The following is a 23,755-nucleotide window of genomic DNA, read 5'->3' on the forward strand; positions in this document are numbered from 1 at the left end:
GCGCCGGTCGCGGCGCGACGAGCAGGGTCGAAGGTCCGCCGTGGCCGGGACCCCGGTCAGAACCCGTCCCGCCTCCGCAGCGACCGGGGCCGGCCGTCCGGGTCGTGCAGCCAGAGGTACGCCGGGGTGGCCAGCGCCCGGGCGACCGGGCCGAGGTCGGGGGGAGCGAGCCGGCGCAGACGACCGGGCGGCCGGGGGCCGACGCGGCCGCCCTCGTGCCACGCGTCGAGGGCGGACGCGGCGGCGGCGTACGCGTGGAACATGGCGTGCGGGTCGGTTAGGTCCCCGACGTCGGTCGGTGAGCGGTCGAGGTGCTCGGCGGCCAGGGTGAGCCGCAGGTCGCGGCCGTAGGTGCCGTCCTCGTCGACCACCACCGCGGACAGCTCGGAGTCGTGGGTCCAGGAGCGGCGGTTGAAGTTGTCGGAGCCGATCGAGGTCCAGGTGTCGTCCATGACGCAGGCCTTGGCGTGCACGTAGACGGGCGTGCCGGCGTGGTTCTCGATGCCGTAGACGGCGACCCGGCCGGGCGCCGCCTCGGCCATCTGCAGCATCGCCCGGCGCCGGCCGAGCAGCTGGGGGGTCCGCCCCAGCACGCCGTCGAGGTCGGGGTGCATCGGGACCACGGCGAGCACGTGCAGCTCGGGGTGGTCGCGCAGCGCCCGGGTGAACGCGTTGCCGATGTGGTGGCCCCAGAGGTACTGGTCCTCGACGTAGACCAGCCGCCGCGCCCGGTCGAGCGCCTTGGTGTAGCCGCGGGCCACACTCCGCTCGCCACCACGGGCGAACGGGTAGTCGCGGCCGTGCCGCAGGTTGGGGTAGGTGCGCAGCAGCTGCACCGTGTGCGACCCGGCCGCGGGCGGCGGGGGCGCCTGCGGCGGCAGCGGGTCCGGCCGTACGTCGAGCCCGCGGATCTTGTCGCCGAAGAAGTAGACCGGGCTGCGGCTCAGCCGGGTCGGGTCCTCCCAGCGCTCCCGGAACACGGTCTCGACGTCGTGCACCGCGGGCCCGCTGATCGCCGCCTGGACGTCGTGCCAGGGCGGGGTGGCGCCGTACTCCTCGGCCATCGGCTGGGGCTGCGGGTCGCCGCCGTGGTCGAGGTCGTCGCGGCGCGAGTGGCACAGGTCGATCCCGCCGACGTACGCGACGTCGCGCGACGGGTCGTCGCGGTGCCGGATCACGACCAGCTTCTGGTGGTGCGAGCCGCCGGTGCGGACCCGCATGTCGAGCAGCGCCTCGGCGCCGCGCCGCTGCAGGTCGCGCCCGAGCCGGCGGTTCTGGTCCTCGGTGAAGCCGATCGCGCTCGGGTGCGAGCGCCAGACCAGCCCCCGGACGTCGACCCCGCGCTCGTCGGCCCGCGCCAGCACCTCGGCGACCTCGCTGCCGGGCTCGTCGGTCAGCCGCTCGTCGGCGTCGCCCTGCCAGTCGGTGAAGAACAGCAGGTCGCCGGCCACCGTCGCCTCGATCCGCTCGAACAGCTCGGCGAAGTACGTCGCCCCGTGCACCAGCGGCCGGACCAGGTTCCCGGCCGTCCAGGCACCCAACCGGGTCCGCGGGTTGCCGCGCTCCTCGGTGGTCAGCAGCCAGTCGCGGTCGGTCACGTCCGCCTTCGTACCCGGCCGCGTGGTCACCCGAACGGGCAGGAGCCCTCGACGCCCGTGAGACCATTCCTTACGTGTCCCTCACGCGACAGGTCGGCCGAGTCACGCTCACGGGTCTGCTCACGGTCGCGCTCGTGGCGCTGGTCAACGGCGCCATTCTCGGCTACCTCGCCCTCTCGCTCGACCGCGACCTGGAGCGCGCGACCAACGGCGCGCGGGCGGTCCGGCTCGCCCACCTGGCCATGCTCGACCAGGAGACGGGGCTGCGCGCCTACCTGCTGACCGGGCAGACCAGCGACCTGGAGCCCTACTCCGAGGGCGTCGTGGCGGCCCGCGAGCAGCTCGAGGACGCGGAGCGCTACCTCGACGGCGACGACCGGATCGCCGAGATGCTGGCGGCCCAACAACGCGCCAGCCAGCGCTGGACCGACGGCTGGGTCGACGAGGCCCTCGGCACCGGGACGGCCCTGGCCGCTCAGCCGGGCAGCCCCGCGAAGAGGGAGTTCATCGACCGCGGCAAGGCGCTCTTCGACGACTACCGCGCGGTCCACGACGAGCTCGAGACGTACGCCGACCAGCGCCGCGCCGACGCTCAGCAGCGCAAGACCACCGTCCTCGCCGTGGGCCTGGTGATCGAGGTGCTGCTGCTCGGCGGAGCGGCGTACGTCGTCGGCCGCCAGCGCCGTACGCTCCGCGCGGCCGTGGTCGAGCCGGTCGACGAGCTGCTGGTCGCGATCGGCCGGATCCGGGACGGCGACCTCGAGCCGCGCCCGCGCGGCGACGCCCCCGACGAGCTGCGCGACATCGGGACCGGCCTCGACGGCATGGCCCGGGCCCTGGTCGAGCGCGAGCGCGAGCTGGTGACCGCGCGCCAGGACGCGGAGGCGGCGAACGTCGCGAAGTCGGCGTTCCTGGCGACCATGTCCCACGAGATCCGGACCCCGATGAACGCCGTGATCGGGATGAGCGGGCTGCTGCTGGCCAGCGACCTCGACGACCGGCAGCGCGACTACGCCGAGACCGTGCAGGCCTCGGGCGACGCGCTGCTCACGATCATCAACGACGTCCTCGACTTCTCGAAGATCGAGTCAGGCGAGCTCGACCTGGAGCAGCACGCGTTCGCGCTGCGCGAGTGCGTCGAGAGCTCGCTCGACCTGGTCGCCGCGCAGGCCGCCGCCAAGGGCATCGACCTGGTCGCGCAGATCGACCCCGACGTACCCGCGGTGGTCGAGAGCGACGTGACCCGGGTCCGCCAGGTGCTGGTCAACCTGCTCAGCAACGCGGTGAAGTTCACCTCCGAGGGCGAGGTCCTGGTCCGCGTCCGGGTCGAGGACGGCTCCGACCCCGACCGCCCGGTCCTGGCCCTGGCCGTGCGCGACACCGGCATCGGCATCCCGGAGGACCGGATGCACCGGCTCTTCCGCTCCTTCAGCCAGGTCGACAGCAGCACCACCCGCGTGTACGGCGGGACCGGCCTCGGGCTGGCCATCAGCCAGCGGCTGACCGAGGCGCTGGACGGCCGGCTGGTCGTCGAGAGCGAGGTCGGCACCGGCTCGACGTTCACGATGGTCGTCCCGATGCGCCGGGCCGCCGACGGCGAGGAGGACCGCACCCGGGTCGCGCCCGCCGAGCTCCGGGGCCGGCACGCGCTGGTCGTCGACGACAACGACACCAACCGCCACATCCTGCGGGCCCAGCTGGAGGCGTGGGGCATGCACGTCGTCGACTTCGCCCACCCGGCGCAGGCGCTCACCACCATGGCCGCCACCCCCGGCGCGCTCGACCTGGGCGTGCTCGACATGCACATGCCCGAGCTGGACGGGCTGGAGCTGGCCCGCGGGCTGCGCGAGCTGCCGGCGTGGGCCGACGTACCGCTGCTGCTGCTGACCTCGCTCGGCGAGCCGGTGCGCGAGGCGGCGTCCGTCCGGCTGGTCCACCTGACCAAGCCCGTGAAGGCGGCCGCCCTGCGCGACACCGTCGCCCAGCTGCTGGGGGCCCACGACCTCCAGGCGGCCGTGGTCGAGGAGCCGGAGACGCTCGGCCGGCTGCGCATCCTGCTGGCCGAGGACAACACGGTGAACCAGAAGGTGGCCACCCTGATGCTCGAGCGGCTCGGCCAGCGCCCGGTCGTGGTCGCCAACGGCGAGGAGGCCCTCGCGGCGGTGCACGCGGCGCCGTACGACCTGGTCCTAATGGACGTGCACATGCCGGTGATGGACGGCCACGAGGCGACCCGGCGGATCCGGGCCGAGCTGCCCGCCGAGCGGCAGCCGCGGATCGTCGCGATGACGGCCGGCGCGCTCGTCGACGACGTCGACGCCAGCTTCGCGGCCGGCATGGACGACCACCTCTCCAAGCCGGTCCGCGCCCAGGAGCTGGCCGGCGCGCTGCGCCGGGTCCGGTCCACGGCGCCGGCGCCGGCCGAGCCAGCTCCCCCGCCCGCCGAGGACCTTCCCCCGGTGCTCGACCCGGACGCCCTCGACGCGCTCACCGGCCACCTGGGCCCGGACGCCGCCGCCTTCCGTCAGCGCCTCGTCGACGCCTGGGTCACCGACGCGGGACGGCAGCTGGCCGGACTCACCGCCGCCGTCGACGCAGCCGACGCCCCGGCGGCGGCCGACATCGCCCACAGCATGCGCTCCGCGAGCGCGTCCCTCGGCGCCCTGCTCGTCGCCCACCGCTTCGCCGAGCTGGAGACCGCAGCGCGGGACGGCGGCGACCCCGCGACCGTCGCCGCGCTGGCCGAGGCCGCCGCCGCCGAGGTCGAGCGGGCGCGGGACGCACTCACCCGGGGGTGAGCATCGACGATTCCGGTCCGGCCGGGCCGGCGATGGGTCACACTCGACGCGTGAGCGACCCCCGCCCGGCCCACCCGGGTCAACGGCACGACGAGGTCGCGCTCCGCCTGCGCGAACGGCTGAACGTCCGCATCGCCCTGCTCTCGACCTTCCACGACGAGCGGCACTTCTTCATCGGCGCCTCCGGCCTCCCCGACGACCTCGACCGGGCCCGCGAGATCCCGCTGGTCGAGTCGTTCTGCACCTACGTGCGCGACCACGGCGCCCAGCTGATCGTCGACGACGTCAGCCTGGAGAAGCGGGTCGCCGCCCACCCGCTCATCGCCGAGCTCGGCATCCACTCGTACGCCGGCTGGCAGATCACCGACGGCGCCGGCCGGATCATCGGCGTGCTGTCGGTGATGGACGACAAGCCCCGCACCTGGACGGCCCCCGAGCTGATCCTGCTCATGGACGAGGCGCACGCGAGTGCGGCTGCGGTGAGGGCGTCGATCGAGGAGCAGTAGCTGGGTCCGGGTCCGGGAAAACTGACGGGCTGGGTCCGGGGTCGGGGAAAAACCGACGGGCTGGGGCGGTCCGGACACCCTGTGGAATCGTGCCGAGGCGTCACTTTTTCCACCACCCGCCCGGCCACCACCCCAGCCCCCTCACCGTCCACAGGCACTGGTCCCGTCGCGGTCATCCCCAGGCCGGTCCCGCCCGGGCTCCGAGCGTCCGCGGTGCCGACGACCGTGACGGGCATGCTCACCCGCCACGACCTCGCCACCGGACCGCGGCCGCCGGGACCCGACTGGGACACCGTCGCCCGTGCGCTGCACCGTCGTACCTCCTCCGGGCTCTCCGACTTGCACGCCTGGCAGCAGGCGCTCCGCCAGACGGCCGCCTTCACCCACCTGACCAGCGCGCGCGTCCGGGGCTGGTGGCTGCCGCCGCTCCCGGACCCGCTCCCGGTCTGGGTGGCTCAGATCGAGGCCCAGCACGCGTCGCGTCGGCGCGGTCTCATCGCCTGCCGGCACCGCGCCATCCCACCCAGCGAGGTGATCGACGGTCTGCGGCTGACGACGGTCCCCGAGACCCTGGTCGCGTGCGGCCGCGACCTCGGCCTGCTCGACCTGGTCGTGCTGGTCGACTGCGCGCTGCAGCACCACCAGACGACGACCGACGAGCTGTGGACCGCGGCGCGGGAGCATCGGCGCGGCGCACCCCGCCTGCGCGAGGCGCTGGTCCTGGCGGACGGTCGGGCGGAGTCGGCCTGGGAGACGCTGCTGCGGGTCCTGCACGTCGTCTGCGACGTCCCGGTCGAGCCGCAGCAGGAGATCTGGACGCCGGACGGCCGGCACGTCGCCCGCGCCGACCTGCGCGTGCTCGGCACCCGCTTCCTGCACGAGTACGACGGCGTCGACCACCTCCCGCGCGCCCGGCAGCGCCGCGACCTCGAGCGCGGTCGCCGGATCATCGCGGCCGACCTGGAGCGCCGCGGCTACACCAGCGAGCACGTCCTGCACCAGGCCGTCGGGATCCTCCGCGACGCCGACCTCGCGCTCGGCCGCCCGCACGACCCGGGCCGGATCCAGGCCTGGCACGCCCTGCTGCGCGAGTCCCTCTTCACGCCCGCGGGCCAGGCTCGGTTCCGCAGTCGGCTCGGGTCGGCGCTCGAAAAGTGATGCGCCAGGTGTGTCCGCACGAACCCCGGACAGCTTCCGGCCCGTCAGTTTTTCCCAGACCCGAATCCCGAGACCCGCCCGCTACGGTCGGACCGTGATCCTGGAGTTCGACGGCGTGGTCTGGGAGTGGCGCGGGCCGGCGCCGTACCACTTCGTGACGGTCCCGGAGGACGAGTGCGTCGAGCTCGCGGAGGCGGCCGCCCTGGTGTCCTACGGCTGGGGGATGATCCCGGTCCGGGTCGCGGTGGGCGAGACCGAGCTGACGACGTCGCTGTGGCCGAAGGACGGCGGGTACGTCGTGCCGCTGAAGGACAAGCTGCGGAAGGCCGAGGGGATCGCCCTCGGCGACGAGGTGACCGTCCGGTTGACGGTGGACGTGCGGCCGCGCTGATCAGGCGGTGAGGCGCCAGCCCGCGACGTCGATCAGGAAGTGCGCGAGGACGAGCGCGCCGAGGTAGAACGTCGACACGGCGAGCGCCGCGCCGGCGCGGACCGGGAGCGAGGCGCTCCGCACGTGGGTGAAGGCTGTGGCCGCCGCCCAGCCCAGCGCCGCCTCGGCCGGGACGACGTACACGGCGACGCCGAGCACGCGGCGGGTGTCGCCGACCGGCTCCCAGAGACCGAGGCTCGGCGCCAGCAGCTCCGCCCCGAGGAAGACGAGCCCGGACAGCAGCGCGGCGCGGCCCGGGCGACCGCCGGCGAGGCCGACCGCGACGAACAGCGGGGCGACCCACATGGCGGCCATCGCGAGCGGGATGACGTCGTCGACGCGCGGCCCGCCCCGGTCGGGGAAGCGCAGGGTGCCGACGAGGTCGGCGAGCACCCAGTCCGGCAGCACCTGGAACACCGAGACCAGGGCCAGGAAGCCGGCCAGCGCCAGCAGGTCCGCGCGGTCGATCGCGCGGCACACCGTCAGCAGCGCGGCGACGTACGCCACGACGCAGAGCAGGACGCCCCAGCCCTGGGCGGGCGGGTCGAGCGAGAGGGCGATCGCGCCCCCGACCAGCAGCCCCGCGTGGACCCCGGCGATCGGCCCGAGTCCTCGTCGCGAGGTCAGGAGGGTCGTGGACACCGGGTCACCGTAGCGGCGAACGACCTCAGTCGAGGCAGAACTCGTTGCCCTCCGGGTCGGCCATCACCAGGAAGCCGAGCGACAGCGGTGGCTCGGGCTCGAACCGCCTCACCCGCGAGGCCCCCCGCTCGACCAGGCGGGCGGCCTCGGCCTCGAGGGCGGCCATCCGCGCGTCGCCCTCCATCCCGGGCGCGGACCGGACGTCGAGGTGCACCCGGTTCTTGGCGACCTTCTCCTCGGGCACCTGCTGGAAGAACAGCCGCGGCCCCTCCCCTGCGGGATCCTCGAGCGCCGAGCGGCTGTTGCGCTGGTCCGCCGGGACGCCGACGCGCTCGAGGAACTCGTCCCAGGCCGCCAGCGGGTCGGCCCCCTCGGGCAGCTCGACCCCCGGCGGGCCGGGGTGGACGTAGCCGAGGACGTCGCGCCAGAAGGTCGAGAGGGCGCGGGGGTCGCGGGCGTCGAAGGTGATCTGGACATGACGGCTCATGCGGTCAGCCTGGCACCGATTGCGGTCAGCGGGTGACCGCTGGACCGGACGTCATCGGGACGGAGCACCCGCTGACACCGTGTCGATGACGTCCCGGTCGGGGCCCTCAGCCGAACTGGCTGAAGACCGTCTCCGGGAGATCGAAGAGCGGCTCTCGGGTGAGCTCGGCCCGGGCCAGCGTGGTCAGGTGGGCCTCGTCGGGGCCGTCGAAGATCCGCATCGCGCGGTGCCAGCCGTAGAGCGTCGACAGCACGGTCGCGTCGCTGACGCCGGCACCGCCGTGGAGCTGGATGGCGCGATCGATGACCGACAGCACCGCCCGGGGTACGGCGACCTTGGCCGCGGCGATCAGGTGGCGCGCGGCCTTGTTGCCCTCGGCGTCGACCGTGTACGCCGCCCGGTGGCACAGCGCCCGCGCCTGCTCGAGCTCGATGCGCGACTCGGCGATCCGCTCGCGCACGGCGGACTGGTCGGCCAGCGGCCCCCCGAAGGCCGACCGGGTCTGGGCCCGCTTCACCATCATGGCCAGCGCCCGCTCGCCCGCGCCGAGGGCGCGCATCACGTGGTGGATCCGACCCGGGCCGAGCCGGGCCTGGGCGGCCGCGAACCCGCCGCCCTCCTCGCCGATCACGGCGGTGACCGGGACCCGGACGTCGGTGAACTCCACGACGCAGTGGCCGTGCTGGTCCTGGCGCCCGAAGACCGGCAGCGACCGCTGGATGTCGACGCCGGGGGTGTCGACCGGGACCACGAGCATCGACTGCTGGCGGTGGGTCGCCGCGGTCGGGTCGGTCTTGCCCATCACGATCAGCACCCGGCAGCGCGGGTCGGCCGCGCCGCTGATCCACCACTTGCGGCCGGTGACGACGTACTCGTCGCCGTCGCGGACCATCCGGGTCTCGATGTTCGTCGCGTCGGAGCTCGCCACGGCCGGCTCGGTCATCGCGAACGCCGAGCGGATCTCCCCGGCCAGCAGCGGCTCCAGCCACTGCCGCTTCTGCTCCTCGGTGCCCAGCAGGTGCAACAGCTCCATGTTGCCGGTGTCCGGCGCCTGGCAGTTGATCGCCTCCGGCGCCAGCTCGTTGGACCAGCCCGACAGCTCGGCGATCGGCGCGTACTCCAGCTGCGTCAGCCCCGACTCCGACGGCAGGAAGAGGTTCCACAGCCCGCGCTCGCGGGCCTTGGCCTTCAGCTCCTCGATCACCGGCGGCACCGTGTGGTCCCCCGGCGCGGCCGCGGCGCGGAACGCGTCGTACGACGCCTCCGCGGGGAGCACCTCCTCCCGCATGAACGCGACCATCGCGTCGTAGAGCTCCAGGGCGCGGACGGAGGGGGCCGGGTAGGCGGGGTACGAGACGGGGGTCAGCACCTCGTCACCGTAGCGGTCGGGCGACGGCCCACCGGGTCTCGATACGCTCGCTGGCGCTCGCTACTCGACCAACGACCAGCCTTCGCCGGTCGAGTGGCCCCGCAAGGAACGAGCGGGGCGCTTCTCGTTGGTCGAGTAGCCCTGCGACCAACGACCAGGGCGCTTCTCGTTGGTCGAGTGGCCCTGCGACCAACGACCAGGCCGCTTCTCGTTGGTCGAGTGGCCCTGCGACCAACGACCAGGCCGCTTCTCGTTGGTCGAGTGGCCCTGCGACCAACGACCAGGGCGCTTCTCGTTGGTCGAGTAGCCCTGCGAGGAACGAGCGGGGCGTATCGAGACCCCCCGCGGTCAGTCCTGACCGGACGTCTTCACGTAGAACATCCGCTTGTTGACGAACTCGTCCATGCCCAGCGGGCCCAGCTCGCGACCGAAACCGCTGCGCTTCACGCCGCCGAACGGGATCTCCGCGCCCTCGCCGGCGGGCGTGTTCACGTTGGCCATGCCGACGTCGAGCTGGCGGGCGAGCCGCGCGGCCCGCTCCTCGTCGGTGCTGAACACCGCACCCCCGAGGCCGTACGGCGTGTCGTTGGCGAGCGTCAGCGCCTCCTCGTCGGAGGACACGGAGTAGACGACGGCGACCGGGCCGAAGAGCTCCTCGCGGTAGGCCCGCATCTGCGGCGTGACCCCGGTCAGCACGGCCGGCGCGTAGTAGGCGCCCGCCCCGGCCTCTCCGCCGACGTGCAGCGTCGCGCCCTGCGCGACCGCGTCGTCGACGACCTCCTGGAGCCGCTCGCGGGCGGTCACCGACGACAGCGGCGGGTAGGTGTCGTCGCCGCGGTCCGGGTCGGCCGGGTCGCCGGGCCGCAGGTCGCTGGCGAGGTCGACGAGCTTGGCGACGAAGCCGTCGTACAGGTCGTCGGTGACGATGATCCGCTTGTTGGAGTTGCAGGCCTGGCCGGTGTTGTAGAGCCGGGTCTCCCAGGCCTGCTTCGCGGCGGCCTCGACGTCGTCGGCGTCCAGGACGACGTAGGGGTCCGAGCCGCCGAGCTCGAGGACGCACTTCTTCAGGTGCTGCCCGGCGAGCGCGGCGACGGTCGCGCCGGCCCGCTCCGAGCCGGTGAGCGAGACGCCCTGGACCCGCGGGTCGGCGATCACCGTCTCGACCTGGGCGAAGGTGGCGAACAGGTTGCGGTAGACGCCGTCGGGGACGCCCGCGTCGGCCAGCAGCCGCTCGACGGCCTCCGCGCAGCGCGGCACCGACTCGGCGTGCTTGAGCAGCAGGGTGTTGCCGAGCACCAGGTTGGGCGCGACGAACCGGGCCACCTGGTAGTAGGGGAAGTTCCACGGCATCACGCCGAGCAGCAGCCCGATCGGCCGCTTCTGCACGACGGCGGTGTCGCCCGAGAACGACGTGATCGGCTGGTCGGCCGCGAGCGCCGGTCCGTGCTCGGCGTAGTAGTCGAAGATCGCCTGGCAGAACTCGACCTCCTCGACCGCCTCGCCCAGCGGCTTGCCCATCTCCTCGACCGCGATCAGCGCGAGCTCGTCGGCCCGCTCGGCGAACAGGGCGCCGACCCGCTTGGCCACCGCCGCCCGCTCCTCGAGCGTGGCGGAGCGCCAGGTGGCGAAGGCCCGGGCCCCGGCTGCGAGTGCCGCCTCGACGTCCGCGTCGGAGGCGAAGTCGAAGGTGGCCAGCACCTCCCCGGTCGTCGGGCTGGTCGAGGCGTACGTCGGCTGCGCGGTCATGCTCCGAGACTAGGAGTCAACGCAACCGCGGGTCCGGTCCCACCTCGGGACGTACGTCGCCGCCCGCGCCGATCCAGCCCACCCCCGACTCGTAGCGCCGGACGACCCGGGCCGGGACGCCCGCCACGATCGCGTGATCCTCGACCGTGCCCCGCACCACCGACCCGGCCGCCACGATCACGTGGCGACCGAGGGTGGTGCCGGGCAGCACGATCGCGCCGTGCCCGATCCAGCAGCCGTCGCCGATGACGACCGGGCTGTGCTCGCCGAACTGCCGGCCGATCGGGATGTCCGGGTCCTGGTAGCCGTGGCTGGCGTCGGAGACGAACACGTCCTGCCCGCACCACACGTCGTCGCCGACGACGATCGACTCGTGCGCGGTGAGGCTGGTCCGCGCGCCGATCACGCACCGGTCGCCGATCACCAGGCCGCGCTCGGGCAGCACCGTGTCCCCGGGCGAGTAGCCCACCGACAGCGTGGCCTGCCGACCGACCAGGGTGCGCGAGCCGAGGTGGATCGAGCCGACGTTCATCAGGGTGGCCGTCGGGAACCCCAGGCAGCTGCCCGGGCCGAAGCTCCCGAACGCGTCCGCCGCGCGGGTGCCGGGGACGATCTCCCCCGCCCGATCCAGCCAGCCCCACGCCGCGTGCGTGGCGGCGCTGATCCACCTCCTGCGTCGACTCACGGCCGCAGGCTAGAGGACCGGACCGCCCCGCCGGACCACACCGGGACCCCGCACACCACCTTTACTCGCTTATCTGTAGCTTAATACTCGACAATAGCGTTGTGAGCCGAGGAGCAGCATGCCGCCATCGCCCGATCCCGCCGCCGCGGCCGGGGTCGCGCCCGTCGTGACCGCCGACGCGCTGCGGACGTTGCTGACGGGCGAGGGGTCCGGACGCGTGGTGCTCCTGGAGGTACGGCGCGAGCCGGGGCCGGCCGATGCGCGCCGTACCGGGGTGCCCGGTGCGCTCCTGGTCGGCCTGACCGCCGACCTGGTCGGCACCCCCGGGGAGGGCACCGGCTCGCTCCCGCTCCCCGGCCGCGCCCAGGTCCAGGACCGGGTCGAGCGCTGGGGCGTCGACCCCGACTCGGTGGTCGTCGTCTACACCCGCGACCAGCCCGCCCTGGCGGCGCGCGCCTGGTGGACCCTGCGGTGGGCCGGGGTGCCGGGCGTGCGCTACCTCGACGGCGGCCTCGACGCCTGGGTGGCCGCAGGCGGAGCCCTCGGGGAGCATGGCGAGCCACCCGGGTCCGGCACCCTCCGGGTCTCTCCCGGGTCGCTGCCGGTGCTCGACGACGACGGCGCGGCCGCGCTGGCCCGCTCGGGCCTGCTGCTCGACGCGCGCGAGTCGCACGCCTACGCCGGCGGGGTCACGGGCGGCCACGTCCCCGGCGCTCGCCACCTGCCCAGCGCGGCCAACCTCGACGGCCTCGGCCGGCTGCGCGACGCGGGCGCGCTGCGCACGGCGTACGACGCCGTCGGGCTGACGGAGGGCGTCGAGGTCGGCGCCTACTGCGGCGGCGGGACCAGCGCGACCCTCGACGTGCTCGCCCTGGCCACCCTCGGCGTGACGGCCGCGCTCTACCCGGGCTCGTGGTCGGCGTGGAGCTCGGACCCCTCGCGCCCCGTCGCCGCCGGTGACCGGCCGGGCTGAGCCCGCAACGACGGCAGCGCCGCGAACCCCGAGGTCCGCGGCGCTGCCGGTGGTGCGTTCGTGCCGGTGCTACCGCTTCTTCTTCACCCGCAGCACGACGGTCCTGCTCCAGGCCGCGGCGTACTCCTCGCCCGCGACGACGTAGAGCCGGATCCGGTGCCGACCGGCGGCGAGCCGGGGCAGCTTCACGGTCCCGGTGCGACCGACCTTGACCGAGCGGAGGACCTTGCTGCCGTCGTAGACCAGGACGGTGGCGGGGGCCGACAGCCGGACCTTGACCGCGCCCTTCTGGTTCGTGCGCACGGTCTTCTTCACCAGGCCGACCGAGACGCCCGGGGCCGAGCGGGCCACCTTGAGGGTGGCGGTCGCGGTGCTGCCCGCGACCGTGGCCGAGCCCGAGTAGGTCGCGGTGACCAGGTGGGTGCCGACCGGCAGCGTCGCCGGCAGGGCCACCGTGGCCGTGCCGCCCACGAGCTTCCCGGTCACCGAGCGACCCGCGGCCGCGACGGTGACGGTGCCGGTGGCGGCCGGGTCCGCGGCGACCGTGACGGTCGCCTGGGCCGCGGTGCCGTACGTCGTGGCCGTGCTGCGCAGGCTCAGCGCGGTGACCGAGGCGGCCGGACCGCTCCACGGCAGGGCCGGGGCGAAGGTGGTGTGCATGGCCGCCTGGGCCTGCTGCTCCACGGCGTAGCCCATCCCGAGGACGGTGGTGTCGGTCCAGGCCCGCCCGACGATCTGGACGTTGTTGGACTGCCCCTCGTCGTTCTTGCCGATCGGGACCATCACCGTCGGCAGGCCGACGCCCTGGGTGATGACGCCGGACGCGCGGTCGGAGCTGAAGATCGCCGACGAGGCGTCGTTGTTGCCGATGCTGGTCAGGAAGCCCGGGTAGACCACGGCGTCGACCGGCTGGCCGAAGGCGGTGTCCATCCAGGAGGCCGCGTTGACCTTGTAGGCGTCCCGACGGGCCAGCAGGTTGGTGACGCTGGTGTCGTCCATCGGGTTGTAGTTGTAGTTGCCCGAGACGTTGTAGGGCAGGTTGGCCTGGTTCTCCAGCAGCTGCTTCGCGGTCATCGGGAACGTCGCGGGACGCTCCTCGCCGATGTAGCGCTCCCAGCCCTCGGAGCCGGCGCTGCCGGAGGTCGGGAAGCCGGCGGACGGCGGGTTGGTCGGCGCGGTCGCGCCGGTGACCGCCACGAGAGTGCCGCCGGCGGCCTCGACCGCCGTACGGAACTGGGCCAGGGCCACGGCGCCGGCGTTGTCGTCGGTGATGGCCGTGGAGGCGAAGGCGCTCGGGACGTAGCCGATGACCTTGCCCTGCAGCGCGGTCGTCTTCAGCGCCGACTTCCACTCGACCGGACGCAGGTCGTTGTCCACGCGTGAGGTGAGCAGGTCGTCGGGGTTGTTGCCGGTGGTCCGGGTGGCCGTCGCGTCCAGGATCGAGGCGACGTCGGTGACCGACTTGGCGATCGGGCCGGCGTAGTCGGTGGCCCAGGTCAGCGGCATCACGCCGTTGGTGCTGGTCAGTCCGTCGGTGCCGCGGAACGTCGTCAGGCTGGCGCCGGTGGAGGGCGCGTAGAGCGAGACGCCGGTCTGGGTGCCCATCGCGGCGGCGGCCAGGTCGGCCGCGACCGCGGTGGCCGAGCCGCCGCTGGAGCCGAAGGAGGTCTTCGACGGGTAGAGGGCGTTCCAGGTCTGCTTGAAGCCGCTCTCGCTGAACGAGCCCGAGTTGGCGAACTCCGAGAGCACGGTCTTGCCGATCACGACGGCCCCGGCCTCGCGCAGCTTCGCGACCTGCCAGGCGTCCTTCTTCGGCTCCCAGTCCTTCAGGGCCAGGGTGCCGCCCGAGGTGGGCATGTCCTTGGTGTCGTAGATGTCCTTCAGCGCGATCGGGATGCCGAGCAGGTCGCCCGTGCGGCCGGCCTTCCGCGCCTGGTCGGCGGCGAGCGCCTGGGCGACCGCATCCTTCGCGACGGTGATGAACGAGTGGAAGCCGAGCGCGCCGCCGTCGTACGCCTCGATCCGGTCGAGGTAGGCCTTGGTCAGCTGGACCGACGTGACGTTGCCGGCCACCAGGTCGGCCTGGAGCTGGGCGACGGTCTTGCCGGTGACGTCGTAGGCGACGTCGGTGGTGTGCTCGACCTCGGCGTCGGCGGCCGGGACCTGGAGCGGCTCGGCACCGGCGCAGGCGGCGGCGTACGACGCGAGGTCCCAGTTCTCCAGGGTGCAGATCTCGTCGATCGTCAGGTTCGAGAAGTCCGGGGTCGCCGCGAGGGCCGCGGTGTCGGTCGCGATCTGGGTGGTGTCGCTGGTCGCGCCGACGACGACGAACTGGGCCAGGGACTCGGTGTCGCCGGGCTCGATCGTCAGCTCGCGGACGAAGCCCAGGTCGTTGGACCGGCTGCCGGTGGCGACGTACGGCGTGGTGAACGGGTCGGACTGCTGGTCGCCGAGCGCCTCGACGCCGGAGCCGACGACGACGCCGGTGGGGCGGGTGGCGCCGGGCGTGGTCGCCGAGATCCAGGTGTCCGCGGCGTCCACCACCGCGTCGCCGCTGCTGGACGCGGACACAGTCGCCTTGTTGGGGCTGGTGGCGGTGAAGCCGGACCCGAGCGAGCCGCCGAAGGAGACCTGGAGCGTCACCGGCTCGGTCGAGGAGTTGGTGAACGTGTCGAAGAAGCTGGTGGTGTTGCTGGCGGCCGCGACCCGGACCTTGCGGGTCATCAGGACATCGCCGAGCCGGACCGACTTGGTCGAGAGGTAGGACCCGGGCGCGCCGGCCGTCAGGCCGAACCCGCGCATCATCTGGTCGTTCATCCGCGGCTCCTCGCCGGCGGGGGTGTCGACGTGGACGAAGATGTTGCCGAAGCCCTCCATCCGCGAGCCGGTGACGTTGCGGATCGAGCCGGTGTCGAGGCCCGGGCGTCGCGCGTCGTTGATGAAGACGGCTGCGCCGTTGCTGGTGGTGACGCTGGTCAGCGCCTGGGCTGCGGGGGTGACGGCGAGGGTGCCGACCGCGACCGCCGCGACCGCCGGCAGGGCGATCAGGCGGGCGGTACGACGCCCGGTGGTGCGTGAGGACATGAAGGATCCAGCGCCTTTCGTGGCAGGAGAGAAGAGGCGCTGGCCTTTCTACGGTCGTCCCGTTGCGCGTAAAGATTCCTCCTATTGCGGCGATGTAACGATTCACAGCCGTTCAACACGCGGACGTTTCCCATGAACTAAGTCTAGTGGTTTAGTTTGATTACATGACGTTGCTCGCTGCCGGCCGCCGAGCCGAGCGGTCCTCCGGTCCGAACCGATCCGGGTCGAGCGGCATCGGACCCGGCGTGCACCGTGCCCCCCGAACCCCGAAGCGGACCGCTCCGCCGAGCCGGTCGTTCCGCCCCGACATCGAAGGCCTGCGCGCCCTCGCGGTCGGCTCCGTGCTGCTCAACCACGCCGGCCTGGCCTGGACGCCCGGCGGCTTCGCCGGTGTCGACGTCTTCCTGGTCATCTCCGGCTTCCTGATCACCTCGATGATGGCGCGCGAGCTGGCCGAGCACGGACGCCTGGGGCTCGCCGACTTCTGGGCCCGCCGCGCTCGGCGGCTGCTGCCGGCGAGCTCCGTCGTCCTGGTCTTCAGCGGCCTCGTCTCGCTGCTCTGGCTGCCGGCGACCAGCCGTCAGGTGTTCGGCGGCGACATCGCCGCGGCCGCCGGGTACGTCGTCAACTGGCGCCTGGCCTTCCGCGAGGTCGACTACCTCGCCGAGCAGGTCGGGCCGTCGCCGGTCCAGCACTACTGGTCGCTCGCGGTCGAGGAGCAGTTCTACGTCGTCTGGCCGATCCTCGCCGCCCTCCTGGCCGCGCTCGTCCGGCACCGGTGGCGTGCCGTGCTCCTGGTGGTGCTGGTCGTCGCCACGACCGCGTCGTTCGCCTTCACCCTCTCGTACGCCGTCGCCCAGCCCGGTCTCGCGTTCTTCGTCTCCACCACCCGGGTCTGGGAGCTCGGGGTCGGCGCGCTGCTGGCCCTGGCGCTGCCCTGGCTGCTGCGGATCCCGGCCGCCGTGCGCGGCGTCCTGGGCTGGGCCGGTGGCGCGGCCGTGGTGTCCGCGATCCTGTTGGTCGACTCGAGCACCCGCTGGCCCGGACCCGCGACCCTGCTGCCCGTGCTGGGCACCGCCGCGGCGATCCTGGCCGGTGCCGGCCGCACGGTGCCGTGGGGCGTGGGGCGGGTCCTCGGGCTGCGACCGGCGGTCTGGATCGGCGCGCTGTCGTACTCGCTCTACCTCTGGCACTGGCCGCTCCTCGTCGCCGCCGAGGGGATCTGGGGGGACCTGCGGGTCCGCCAGGCGCTGCTGGTCGTGGCCGTCTCGGTGGTGCCGGCATGGCTGTCCTACCGCTACCTCGAGACGCCCCTGCGCCACTCCCCCCGCCTGGCCCGGCCCCGGCCGGCACTGCTCGCGGGCGCGTTCGGCACCGCCGTGGCCGCGGTCGCCGGCGTGGCGCTGGTGGCGTCGTACTCGCTCGTCGACACGGCCGAGGTGGCCACCGCGGCCGAGGCTCCGGGCGCCCGCGCCCTGCAGGACCCGCGCTACGTCGACACCGACTGGGCGGCGGTCCGCCGCGTCGACCACCTGCGCCCCTCGCCGCTGGAGACCTACCGCGACCTGCCCCGCATCTACGCCGACCGCTGCGTCGCGCCGCCGCGCACCGGCAAGCTCCTCTCCTGCGAGTACGGCGATCCCGACGCCGACCGCACCGTCGTGCTGGTCGGCGACTCGAAGGCCGCCCAGTGGTTCACCCCGGTCGAGGCGATCGCCGAGCGCGAGGGCTGGCGGCTGATCGTGATCGCCAAGAACGGCTGCCTGTTCGCCGACTCCGTGCTGCTCGACCACGGCCAGCGCAACGAGAACTGCGAGGCCTGGTCGCGCGACTCCCTGTCCACGGTCGAGGAGCTCCGGCCCGACGTCGTCCTCACCGTCACGCGGCCGTCGAAGTCGCTGCCGCCGGGCGGGGAGACCAGCGCCGACTACGAGCCGGAGGCGATGGCCGACGGCCTGGTGCACCACTGGGAGCGGGTGGCCGCGACCGGCGCCCGGATCGTGCCGATCCTCGACACCCCGGTGCCGTCGAGCATGACCATCCCGGACTGCGTGCAGGAGAACCTCGACGACCTCACCGCCTGCACGGGGACGCTCGCGGACGGGGTCCCGCGCTCCGGCGCGGAGGTCCAGCGGGCGGCGGCCGAGCGGGTCCCCGGCACCCGCGTCGTCGACATGACGTCCGTGGTCTGCCCCGACGGCGTGCACTGCCCGGCGGTCATCGGCGGCGTCGTGGTCTACCGCGCCGGCACCCATCTCTCCGACAGCTTCGTCGAGTCCACCACCGAGGTGTTCGCCGCCCGGCTGGCCGAGGCGACCGACGGGCTGCTGGGGGCGCGCACCGCCACCCGCTGATCCCCGGGCGGCGGTGAGCGGTCCACCGTTCCCGCCCGGCCTTCGGTGGCGGACGCACCGCTGCCGCGGGGTGTCGGCCGCGACCCGCCACCCGGCGGTGCGTCATCCACCGATCCGGAACGACGAACGGTGCACAGCTCACCGCCGAGCCGGGGCCGCACGCCGTCAGCCCCGCAGCAGCCCCGCCAGCGACCGCCGCCGCAGCCGCCGCCACTCGACGCGGGCGACCACCAGGACGGCGCCGACGAGGACGACGACCGCGAGCACCGTCCACCACGGGAGGACCAGGTCCGGCGCCGTCGTCTGGCCGGTGATCCGCTCCAGCGACAGCGAGCCGAAGGTCGCGGCGGAGGCGCCGACGCCCAGGGCCAGCCCGGCGAGGGCGGCCACCGCGACGGGGACGACGAGCTCGGCGCCCAGGACCCGGCGCAGCTCGCGGTCCCCGAGCCCGAGCGCGCGCAGCCGGCCGAGCGACTCGCCCCGGGCCGGCGCCTCGGCGGCGGCCGCGAGCACCACCCCGAGGACGGCGAGCAGCAGGAGCAGGGCCGAGGTGGCGACGGCCAGGCGGACCAGGCCCGCGGCCAGGGGCGCGTCCCGGCGGGCGGCGAGCTCGTCGTCGTACCGGAGGACGACGCCGGCCCCCGTCGCCTCCAGCGCGTCGGCCGCTCCGGGTCCGACCGCCCACACGGTGTCGGGCCGGGCCACCGCCCCGGCGTCGGCGAAGGCGGCGGCGTCCACGACCACCACCGGGTCGACCGAGGCGTCCACCCGGGGCGCGGTCCCGACGACGTCGAGCGGGACGTTCTCGTCGTCCCAGCGCACCACCAGTCCGTCGCGCAGCCCGGCGTCGCCGCCGAGCAGCAGCGCCGGCACCCGGTCACCGCCGCCTCGGAGGCGGGCGAGCCGGGGCGCGTCCGGGAGGGCGCTCGCCGCGAGCAGCGAGGCGTACGACGACGCGTCGACCACCACCAGCCGCACCGAGTCGGCGCTGCCCCGCGACGACGCGCGCACGCCGTCCTCGACCCGCCCGGACGTCGCGGCGCGCACCCCGGGGGCGGCCGCGACCGCAGGGGAGAGGTCGGCGCCCGGGGCGGTGGTCAGCCGCGCGTCTCCCCCGACCACGAGCAGCGCGCCGGCCGCCTGCCCCTCACGCTCGGTCGCCGCCAGCGCGACGCCCACGGTCAGCTGGGCGACCGCGACCGTGGCCACCAGCAGCGGCAGCGCCCGGGCGCCGGTCTCCGCGATCCGCGCCGCGGCGAGGAACCGCACCGTCCCCGTCGTACGACGTCCGCCGCGCAGCGCCAGGCGGGCCGCCGGCGGCAGCAGCCGGAGCAGGACGACCGCGCCCGCGACCGCCCACCAGGTCGGGGCCGACGCCGCCGTCAGGTCGGCCCCGACCACGCCGCGCTGGCGCAGGGCCAGGACGGCCAGCCCGGCCGCGACCAGCATGCTCGCCTCCAGGACGAGCCGGGTCAGCCGCCGCGAGCGGGCCGCCGTACGACGGGCCGCGCGGTTGGCCGGCACCCGCCGCGCACCGGTCGCCCGCGCGGCGAGGACCGCCCCGAGGACCGGCGCCGCCCCCACGGCGATCGCGAGCACCGGGAGCGACCAGCCCCAGCCCGGGGTGCCCACCAGCAGGGCGACGGCGCCCAGCCCGACCGCGGCCCCGCCCACCGCGACCAGCAGCGACTCGACGAGCAGCTCGCCGGCGAGACCGGCCAGGGAGGCGCCGCGCTCGCGGGCCACCACGACCGGACCGGCGCGCCGTCGTACCAGGAGCTGGGCGCCGAGGGTCAGCACCAGCAGTGCGCAGGCGAGCAGCCCGAGCAGCAGGACCTGGGCCTGCCCCTGCGCGGACGCGACCTGCGCGCGCTCGTCGGCCAGCACCCGGTCGAGCAGGCTGTCCCAGGAGAGGTCGCCGCCGCCGACCCCGGCGGTGGTCTGCAGCGAGGCCACGGCCCGCTCCACGTCCCGCGAGTCGCGCCAGCGCAGCCGCTCGGGGCGCGGGGTGAAGAGGATGCGCTGCGTCAGGTCGTCGGCCGGTACGGCGAGCCGCAGGTCGGGCAGCGCCGCGGCGGAGACGAGCGCCGCCGCCGAGGTGCGCAGCACGCCCTCGGAGATCCCCTGGGACGGCTCGAGCAGCTCGGTCGACACCTGCCAGGCGTCGTCGTCGGGGTCGGACGCGACGTAGACGCCGCTGACCCGGACCAGGACCTCGCGGTGCTGCTCGTCCTCGGCCGGGAGCCGGTCGCCGGGGCCGACGTCGAGGGCGGCGGCCGCCGCCTCGGACAGCGCGACCTGCACCGGCCACGGACCCGCGTCGGCGGGCACCGCGGCGTCGGCGCGGTCCTCGCCCACGGCCGCCCGGGGCGCGTGGCCGGCGGTGTAGGTGACGGCCGGCTCGCCGGTCGGGGTGTCGACGTAGGCGAGCCGCAGGTAGCGGCCCGGTCCGGCGTCCAGCAGCTGCAGCGCGGGAGTGGTGGTCGTCGCGACGCCGGGCCGGAGCACCCGGGCCAGCCGGCCGGGCAGCGTGCCCTGCGCGTACGACGTGGCCTGGCGCAGCTCGGTCGCGGAGCCCGGGTCGCGGGTCCGCTCGCCGCGCGGGTCGTCGTACCCCTCGGGGAGGGTGGCGACCACCGCACCGCGCAGGCCGGCGTCGCGCACCGCCTCCGCGAAGGCCCGGTCGCCCGTGCGGTCGGTCAGGGGCGCGACCGCCGCGGTCAGGGCGGTGGTCAGCGCGACGACCAGGCCCATGAGGAGCAGCAGGCCGGGATCGCTGCGCACCCGGCCGCGGAGGGTGGGTCCGTGCAGCCTCATCCGTCCCCCTGACGCAGGTCGGCGAGGTCGGAGCGTCGTACCTGGCGGGCGGTGACGACCGCCGTGAGGACCAGCACGCCCACCAGGAGCCCCCCGAGGACCAGCGCCGACACCGTCCACGGCCAGGCGACGACCGCGGCGGGGACCGGCGCCGCGCCGAGGTCGGAGCGGACCAGGTCGGATCCGATCGCCAGCACCACCCCGGCGCCGGCGAGGGTCCCCGCCAGCAGCAGCGGTACGACGAGCGCCGCGTGCTCGGCCAGCAGCAGCCGCCGGGCGCCGCGCCGGGTCAGGCCGAGGGCCCGCAGTCGCAGCACCTCGGCGGTACGCCGGCGCCGGTCGGCGCCGAGCACCAGCCCGACGCCCGCGAGCAGCAGCACCGCCGCGGCCACGACGAGGGTGAGCAGCGCGGCCGGCACGGTGACCCGGAGCGGCCCCTGGGCGAGGTCGGTCGCGAGCTCCTGCCGGGTGAGCACCTCGCCCAGGTCGAGGTCCTCCAGGGCGCGGGTGGTCCCGGGGCCGGGGTCCGCCACCCACCAGCCGTCGACGACCGGCTCGAGCCGGCCGGCGCCCACGAGCGCCCGCGAGACGGTGTCGACGTCCGCCAGCACCGCCGTCCGACCGGGGGCACCGGGCACGCTGGGCACCACCCCGGCCACCCGGAACGGCAGGTCGGTCTCCCCGACGATCGCGGACAGCTCGTCGCCGACCCCCACGCCGACGGCGTCGGCCAGGTCCTGCGAGACGGCGACCGGCACCTCGTCCGGGGGCGCGAAGGCGGTCACCAGCAGGTCGGCGCCGGTGTAGGCGAGGTAGGTCAGGTCCAGCCGGGCGGTGACCCGCAGCCCGGGGACGACCTCGGCGCTGCGGACCGGAGTGTCCCGACCCAGCGCGTGCACCCGCCAGCCCGCGGTGTCCCCCGGGACGCCGAGCGCGATCTCCACGTCCGCCGTCCCCGCGGTCGGCTCGTCGACCGGCGCCCCGTCGACCTCCAGCCGTACGGCGACCAGCCGCTGGTCCGGTCCGATCGGCCCCCGCCACTCCACCGGGTGCGGCCGGCCGTCCATCGGCACGGCCGCGCCGGAGACCGACCCGCGGAAGCCCGACGCGTCCTGCAGCACCACGGTGGGCGTCACCCGCGCCCCGTCCAGCACGGTCCCCGTCATCTCCAGGCCGACGCCGTCCTCGGGGACGGGCACCCCCGCGACCGGCGGCCCGGGAGCCAGCTCGGCACCGACCGCCGACCAGGACCGCCCCGCCTCGTGACGCCCCCGCAGCAGCTCGCCGGCGTGCCGGCTGTCGACGGCCACGAGCACGGGGGGCGAGCCGGCCTCGCCGACGTACCGGCCGAGCACGACCGGGCGGTCCACCACCGCGGACACGACCGGGTCCTGGTCGGCGGTCGCCGCGATCACGGCGGCGGCGTCCGCGCTGCTCGGCGGCCCGGCGAGCGTGAGCGCGAGGTCGGTGCCGACCCGCAGTGCGGCCTGGTCGTCCTGTGACTGCGACCAGGTGCTGTGCAGGGCCAGGCCGACGGGGATCGCGGCGACGGCGGCGACGATCAAGAGCGTCGCCGTACCGGTGCGGGCCCGGAGGGCCGCCTGGTGCGCCGCCAGCGGCAGGACCAGGCCGCGGGACCGGGCCGCCCCCCGGGCCACCAGGGCCAGGAGCAGCGGGACCAGCCGGACCACGAGCACGGTCGCGACGGCCAGGCAGACGACCGGCGCCAGCAGCAGCGTGACGTCACTGCCGGTGGCGGCCCCGGCCGGCTGCGAGCGCAGCTGCCACGCGCAGACCACGGCGGCGCCGACCAGCAGCGCGTCGACGCCGAGACCCGCGACGGCGCGGCGCCGGGAGGCGGCGGTCGTCGTCGACGGATCCACCGCGGACGCGACCAGCGCCAGGGTGAGCACCAGCGCCGCCGCCAGCACGGTCACCACGAGCCCCGCCGTGACCGTGGGCGACAGGGCCAGCCCGGCCGCCTCGAGGGACGGCAGGTGGGTGAGCCGGGAGTGGGCGAGCGCGGCCGCGGGAAGGGCCGGCACCGACGCGGCGACGGCGAGCAGCAGCGCCTCCCCGAGCGCGGCGCCGACCTGCTGCCCGCGGCTCAGGCCGAGGGCGACGAGCAGGGCCCGCTCCTCGTCCCGTACGGCGGCGACCGACCGGCCCGCCAGCAGCACCGCCGCGAGCGACAGTGCGGCGCCGAGCAGCAGCACGACCACCACGGTCGCCCGCGTGGTGTCCTGCTGGGCGTGGATCCGGTCGAGGGTGCGCGGCAGGTCCGAGCCCACCCGGGTGATCCGGGCCCGGTCGCCGACCCGCGCGTCCAGCAGCGCCGACGCCCCGCCGAGCGCGGCGACGGCGTCCCGCAGGGCTCGGTCGTCGGCGAGGGCGAGGGTCGGGTGGGCGGTGACCCGGAGCCCGGAGACCGTCGAGCCGCTGGCGCGGAGCTCGTCGTCGGTGACGACGAACGGCCCGAACGCGGGTGCCGTCACCGACCCGTCGCTGAACGACGGCTCGGAGCCCGCGCCGCCCAGCGGATCGGTCTCCCAGCCGGCCCGCGAGAGCGGCCGGAAGGTGCCGACGACCCGGAGCACGACCTCGCCGTCCACGCCGCCCTGCCCGATCTCCCCGCCGAGCCGCAGCCGGTCCCCCGCCCGGAGCTCCAGGCGACTCGCGGCGAGGTCGGGCAGCACCGTCTCGCCGGCCGCGACCGGCCAGCGACCCGAGGTGAGCACCGCCCGCTGCTTCACGTCGTCCCCGGCCACGAGGTAGCCCAGCCGGTCGCCGTCGGCGAGCCGGCGCATCCGCGAGGTCGCGCTGCCGGTCACCGTCGGGTCCGTCGTGGCCAGCACCCCGGCGACCACGTCGCCGGCCTCCTCACGGGCCGCGACCAGGTCGGGGCCCGGGAGGTCGACGAGGTAGGCGGTCACGTCCACCTCGGCCGGCTCGGACCGCTGCACCTGCTCGGCGAAGGCCCGGTCCTGGGTCGGGCCCAGCAGCAGCGCGCAGGTGCCGAGCAGGGTCGCCGCCACCGCCACCAGGACGACGGCGGCGACGACCATCCGCCGCTGCACGAGGGCCCGGCGTACGACGAACCTCAGCACG

15 protein-coding genes are annotated in these 23,755 nt (G+C 75.1%); 6 read left to right on the top strand and 9 right to left on the bottom strand.

The features are described from left to right. Positions 1-56: 56 nt before the first annotated feature. The gene (locus tag V7S47_RS22800; protein WP_336563719.1) at positions 57-1,598 is read right to left on the bottom strand and encodes a phospholipase D family protein; all 1,542 of its coding nucleotides are present in this window, start codon (positions 1,596-1,598) and stop codon (positions 57-59) included. A 74-nt stretch (positions 1,599-1,672) separates the two neighbouring features. Between V7S47_RS22800 and V7S47_RS22805 the strand changes: the two genes are divergently transcribed. The 4 genes from V7S47_RS22805 to V7S47_RS22820 all read left to right on the top strand — a co-directional run bounded on the left by V7S47_RS22805 (position 1,673) and on the right by V7S47_RS22820 (position 6,451). Further along, positions 1,673-4,396: a response regulator gene (locus V7S47_RS22805; protein ID WP_336563720.1), complete on the top strand. Its 2,724-nt coding sequence runs from the start codon at positions 1,673-1,675 to the stop codon at positions 4,394-4,396. 50 nt (positions 4,397-4,446) lie between these two features. Further along, entirely contained in the window at positions 4,447-4,902 is a 456-nt protein-coding gene (locus tag V7S47_RS22810; protein ID WP_336563721.1) for a GAF domain-containing protein, read from the top strand. A gap of 234 nt (positions 4,903-5,136) precedes the next feature. Then, the gene (locus V7S47_RS22815; RefSeq protein ID WP_336563722.1) at positions 5,137-6,060 is read left to right on the top strand and encodes a hypothetical protein; all 924 of its coding nucleotides are present in this window, start codon (positions 5,137-5,139) and stop codon (positions 6,058-6,060) included. A gap of 94 nt (positions 6,061-6,154) precedes the next feature. Next, positions 6,155-6,451 (top strand): DUF1905 domain-containing protein, encoded by a 297-nt coding sequence (locus V7S47_RS22820; RefSeq protein ID WP_336563723.1) that lies wholly within the window; start codon positions 6,155-6,157, stop codon positions 6,449-6,451. Here V7S47_RS22820 and V7S47_RS22825 read toward each other — a convergent pair whose 3' ends face one another. The 5 genes from V7S47_RS22825 to V7S47_RS22845 all read right to left on the bottom strand — a co-directional run bounded on the left by V7S47_RS22825 (position 6,452) and on the right by V7S47_RS22845 (position 11,419). Further along, positions 6,452-7,132, bottom strand: coding sequence for a DUF6989 domain-containing protein (locus V7S47_RS22825; RefSeq protein WP_336563724.1), 681 nt, complete (start codon positions 7,130-7,132; stop codon positions 6,452-6,454). A 25-nt stretch (positions 7,133-7,157) separates the two neighbouring features. Continuing rightward, positions 7,158-7,619: a VOC family protein gene (locus tag V7S47_RS22830; RefSeq protein WP_336563725.1), complete on the bottom strand. Its 462-nt coding sequence runs from the start codon at positions 7,617-7,619 to the stop codon at positions 7,158-7,160. Between the two features lie 106 nt (positions 7,620-7,725). After that, positions 7,726-8,988 (bottom strand): acyl-CoA dehydrogenase family protein, encoded by a 1,263-nt coding sequence (locus tag V7S47_RS22835; protein ID WP_336563726.1) that lies wholly within the window; start codon positions 8,986-8,988, stop codon positions 7,726-7,728. A 348-nt stretch (positions 8,989-9,336) separates the two neighbouring features. Next, complete coding sequence (locus V7S47_RS22840; RefSeq protein WP_336563727.1) at positions 9,337-10,734, bottom strand: NAD-dependent succinate-semialdehyde dehydrogenase; 1,398 nt, start codon at positions 10,732-10,734, stop codon at positions 9,337-9,339. Between the two features lie 16 nt (positions 10,735-10,750). Then, on the bottom strand, positions 10,751-11,419 hold the full coding sequence (locus V7S47_RS22845) for an acyltransferase (protein WP_336563728.1): 669 nt from the start codon (positions 11,417-11,419) through the stop codon (positions 10,751-10,753). A 118-nt stretch (positions 11,420-11,537) separates the two neighbouring features. Between V7S47_RS22845 and V7S47_RS22850 the strand changes: the two genes are divergently transcribed. Further along, positions 11,538-12,392 (top strand): sulfurtransferase, encoded by an 855-nt coding sequence (locus V7S47_RS22850; protein WP_336563729.1) that lies wholly within the window; start codon positions 11,538-11,540, stop codon positions 12,390-12,392. Positions 12,393-12,461: 69 nt separating this feature from the next. Here V7S47_RS22850 and V7S47_RS22855 read toward each other — a convergent pair whose 3' ends face one another. Next, on the bottom strand, positions 12,462-15,476 hold the full coding sequence (locus tag V7S47_RS22855; protein ID WP_336563730.1) for an amidase family protein: 3,015 nt from the start codon (positions 15,474-15,476) through the stop codon (positions 12,462-12,464). A gap of 164 nt (positions 15,477-15,640) precedes the next feature. On the opposite strand from V7S47_RS22855, the gene V7S47_RS22860 reads away from it, so the two are divergent. After that, on the top strand, positions 15,641-17,830 hold the full coding sequence (locus V7S47_RS22860) for an acyltransferase family protein (protein ID WP_336563731.1): 2,190 nt from the start codon (positions 15,641-15,643) through the stop codon (positions 17,828-17,830). A 165-nt stretch (positions 17,831-17,995) separates the two neighbouring features. On the opposite strand, the gene V7S47_RS22865 is transcribed toward V7S47_RS22860, so the two are convergent. After that, complete coding sequence (locus V7S47_RS22865; protein ID WP_336563732.1) at positions 17,996-20,647, bottom strand: FtsX-like permease family protein; 2,652 nt, start codon at positions 20,645-20,647, stop codon at positions 17,996-17,998. Beyond that, positions 20,644-23,754: an FtsX-like permease family protein gene (locus V7S47_RS22870; protein ID WP_336563733.1), complete on the bottom strand. Its 3,111-nt coding sequence runs from the start codon at positions 23,752-23,754 to the stop codon at positions 20,644-20,646. The genes V7S47_RS22865 and V7S47_RS22870 overlap by 4 nt, the downstream gene beginning before the upstream one ends. Between the last annotated feature and the right edge of the window lies 1 nt (position 23,755).

Origin of the sequence: Nocardioides sp. CCNWLW216, from assembly GCF_037120545.1 — a bacterium.
Lineage (GTDB): Bacteria > Actinomycetota > Actinomycetes > Propionibacteriales > Nocardioidaceae > Nocardioides > Nocardioides lianchengensis.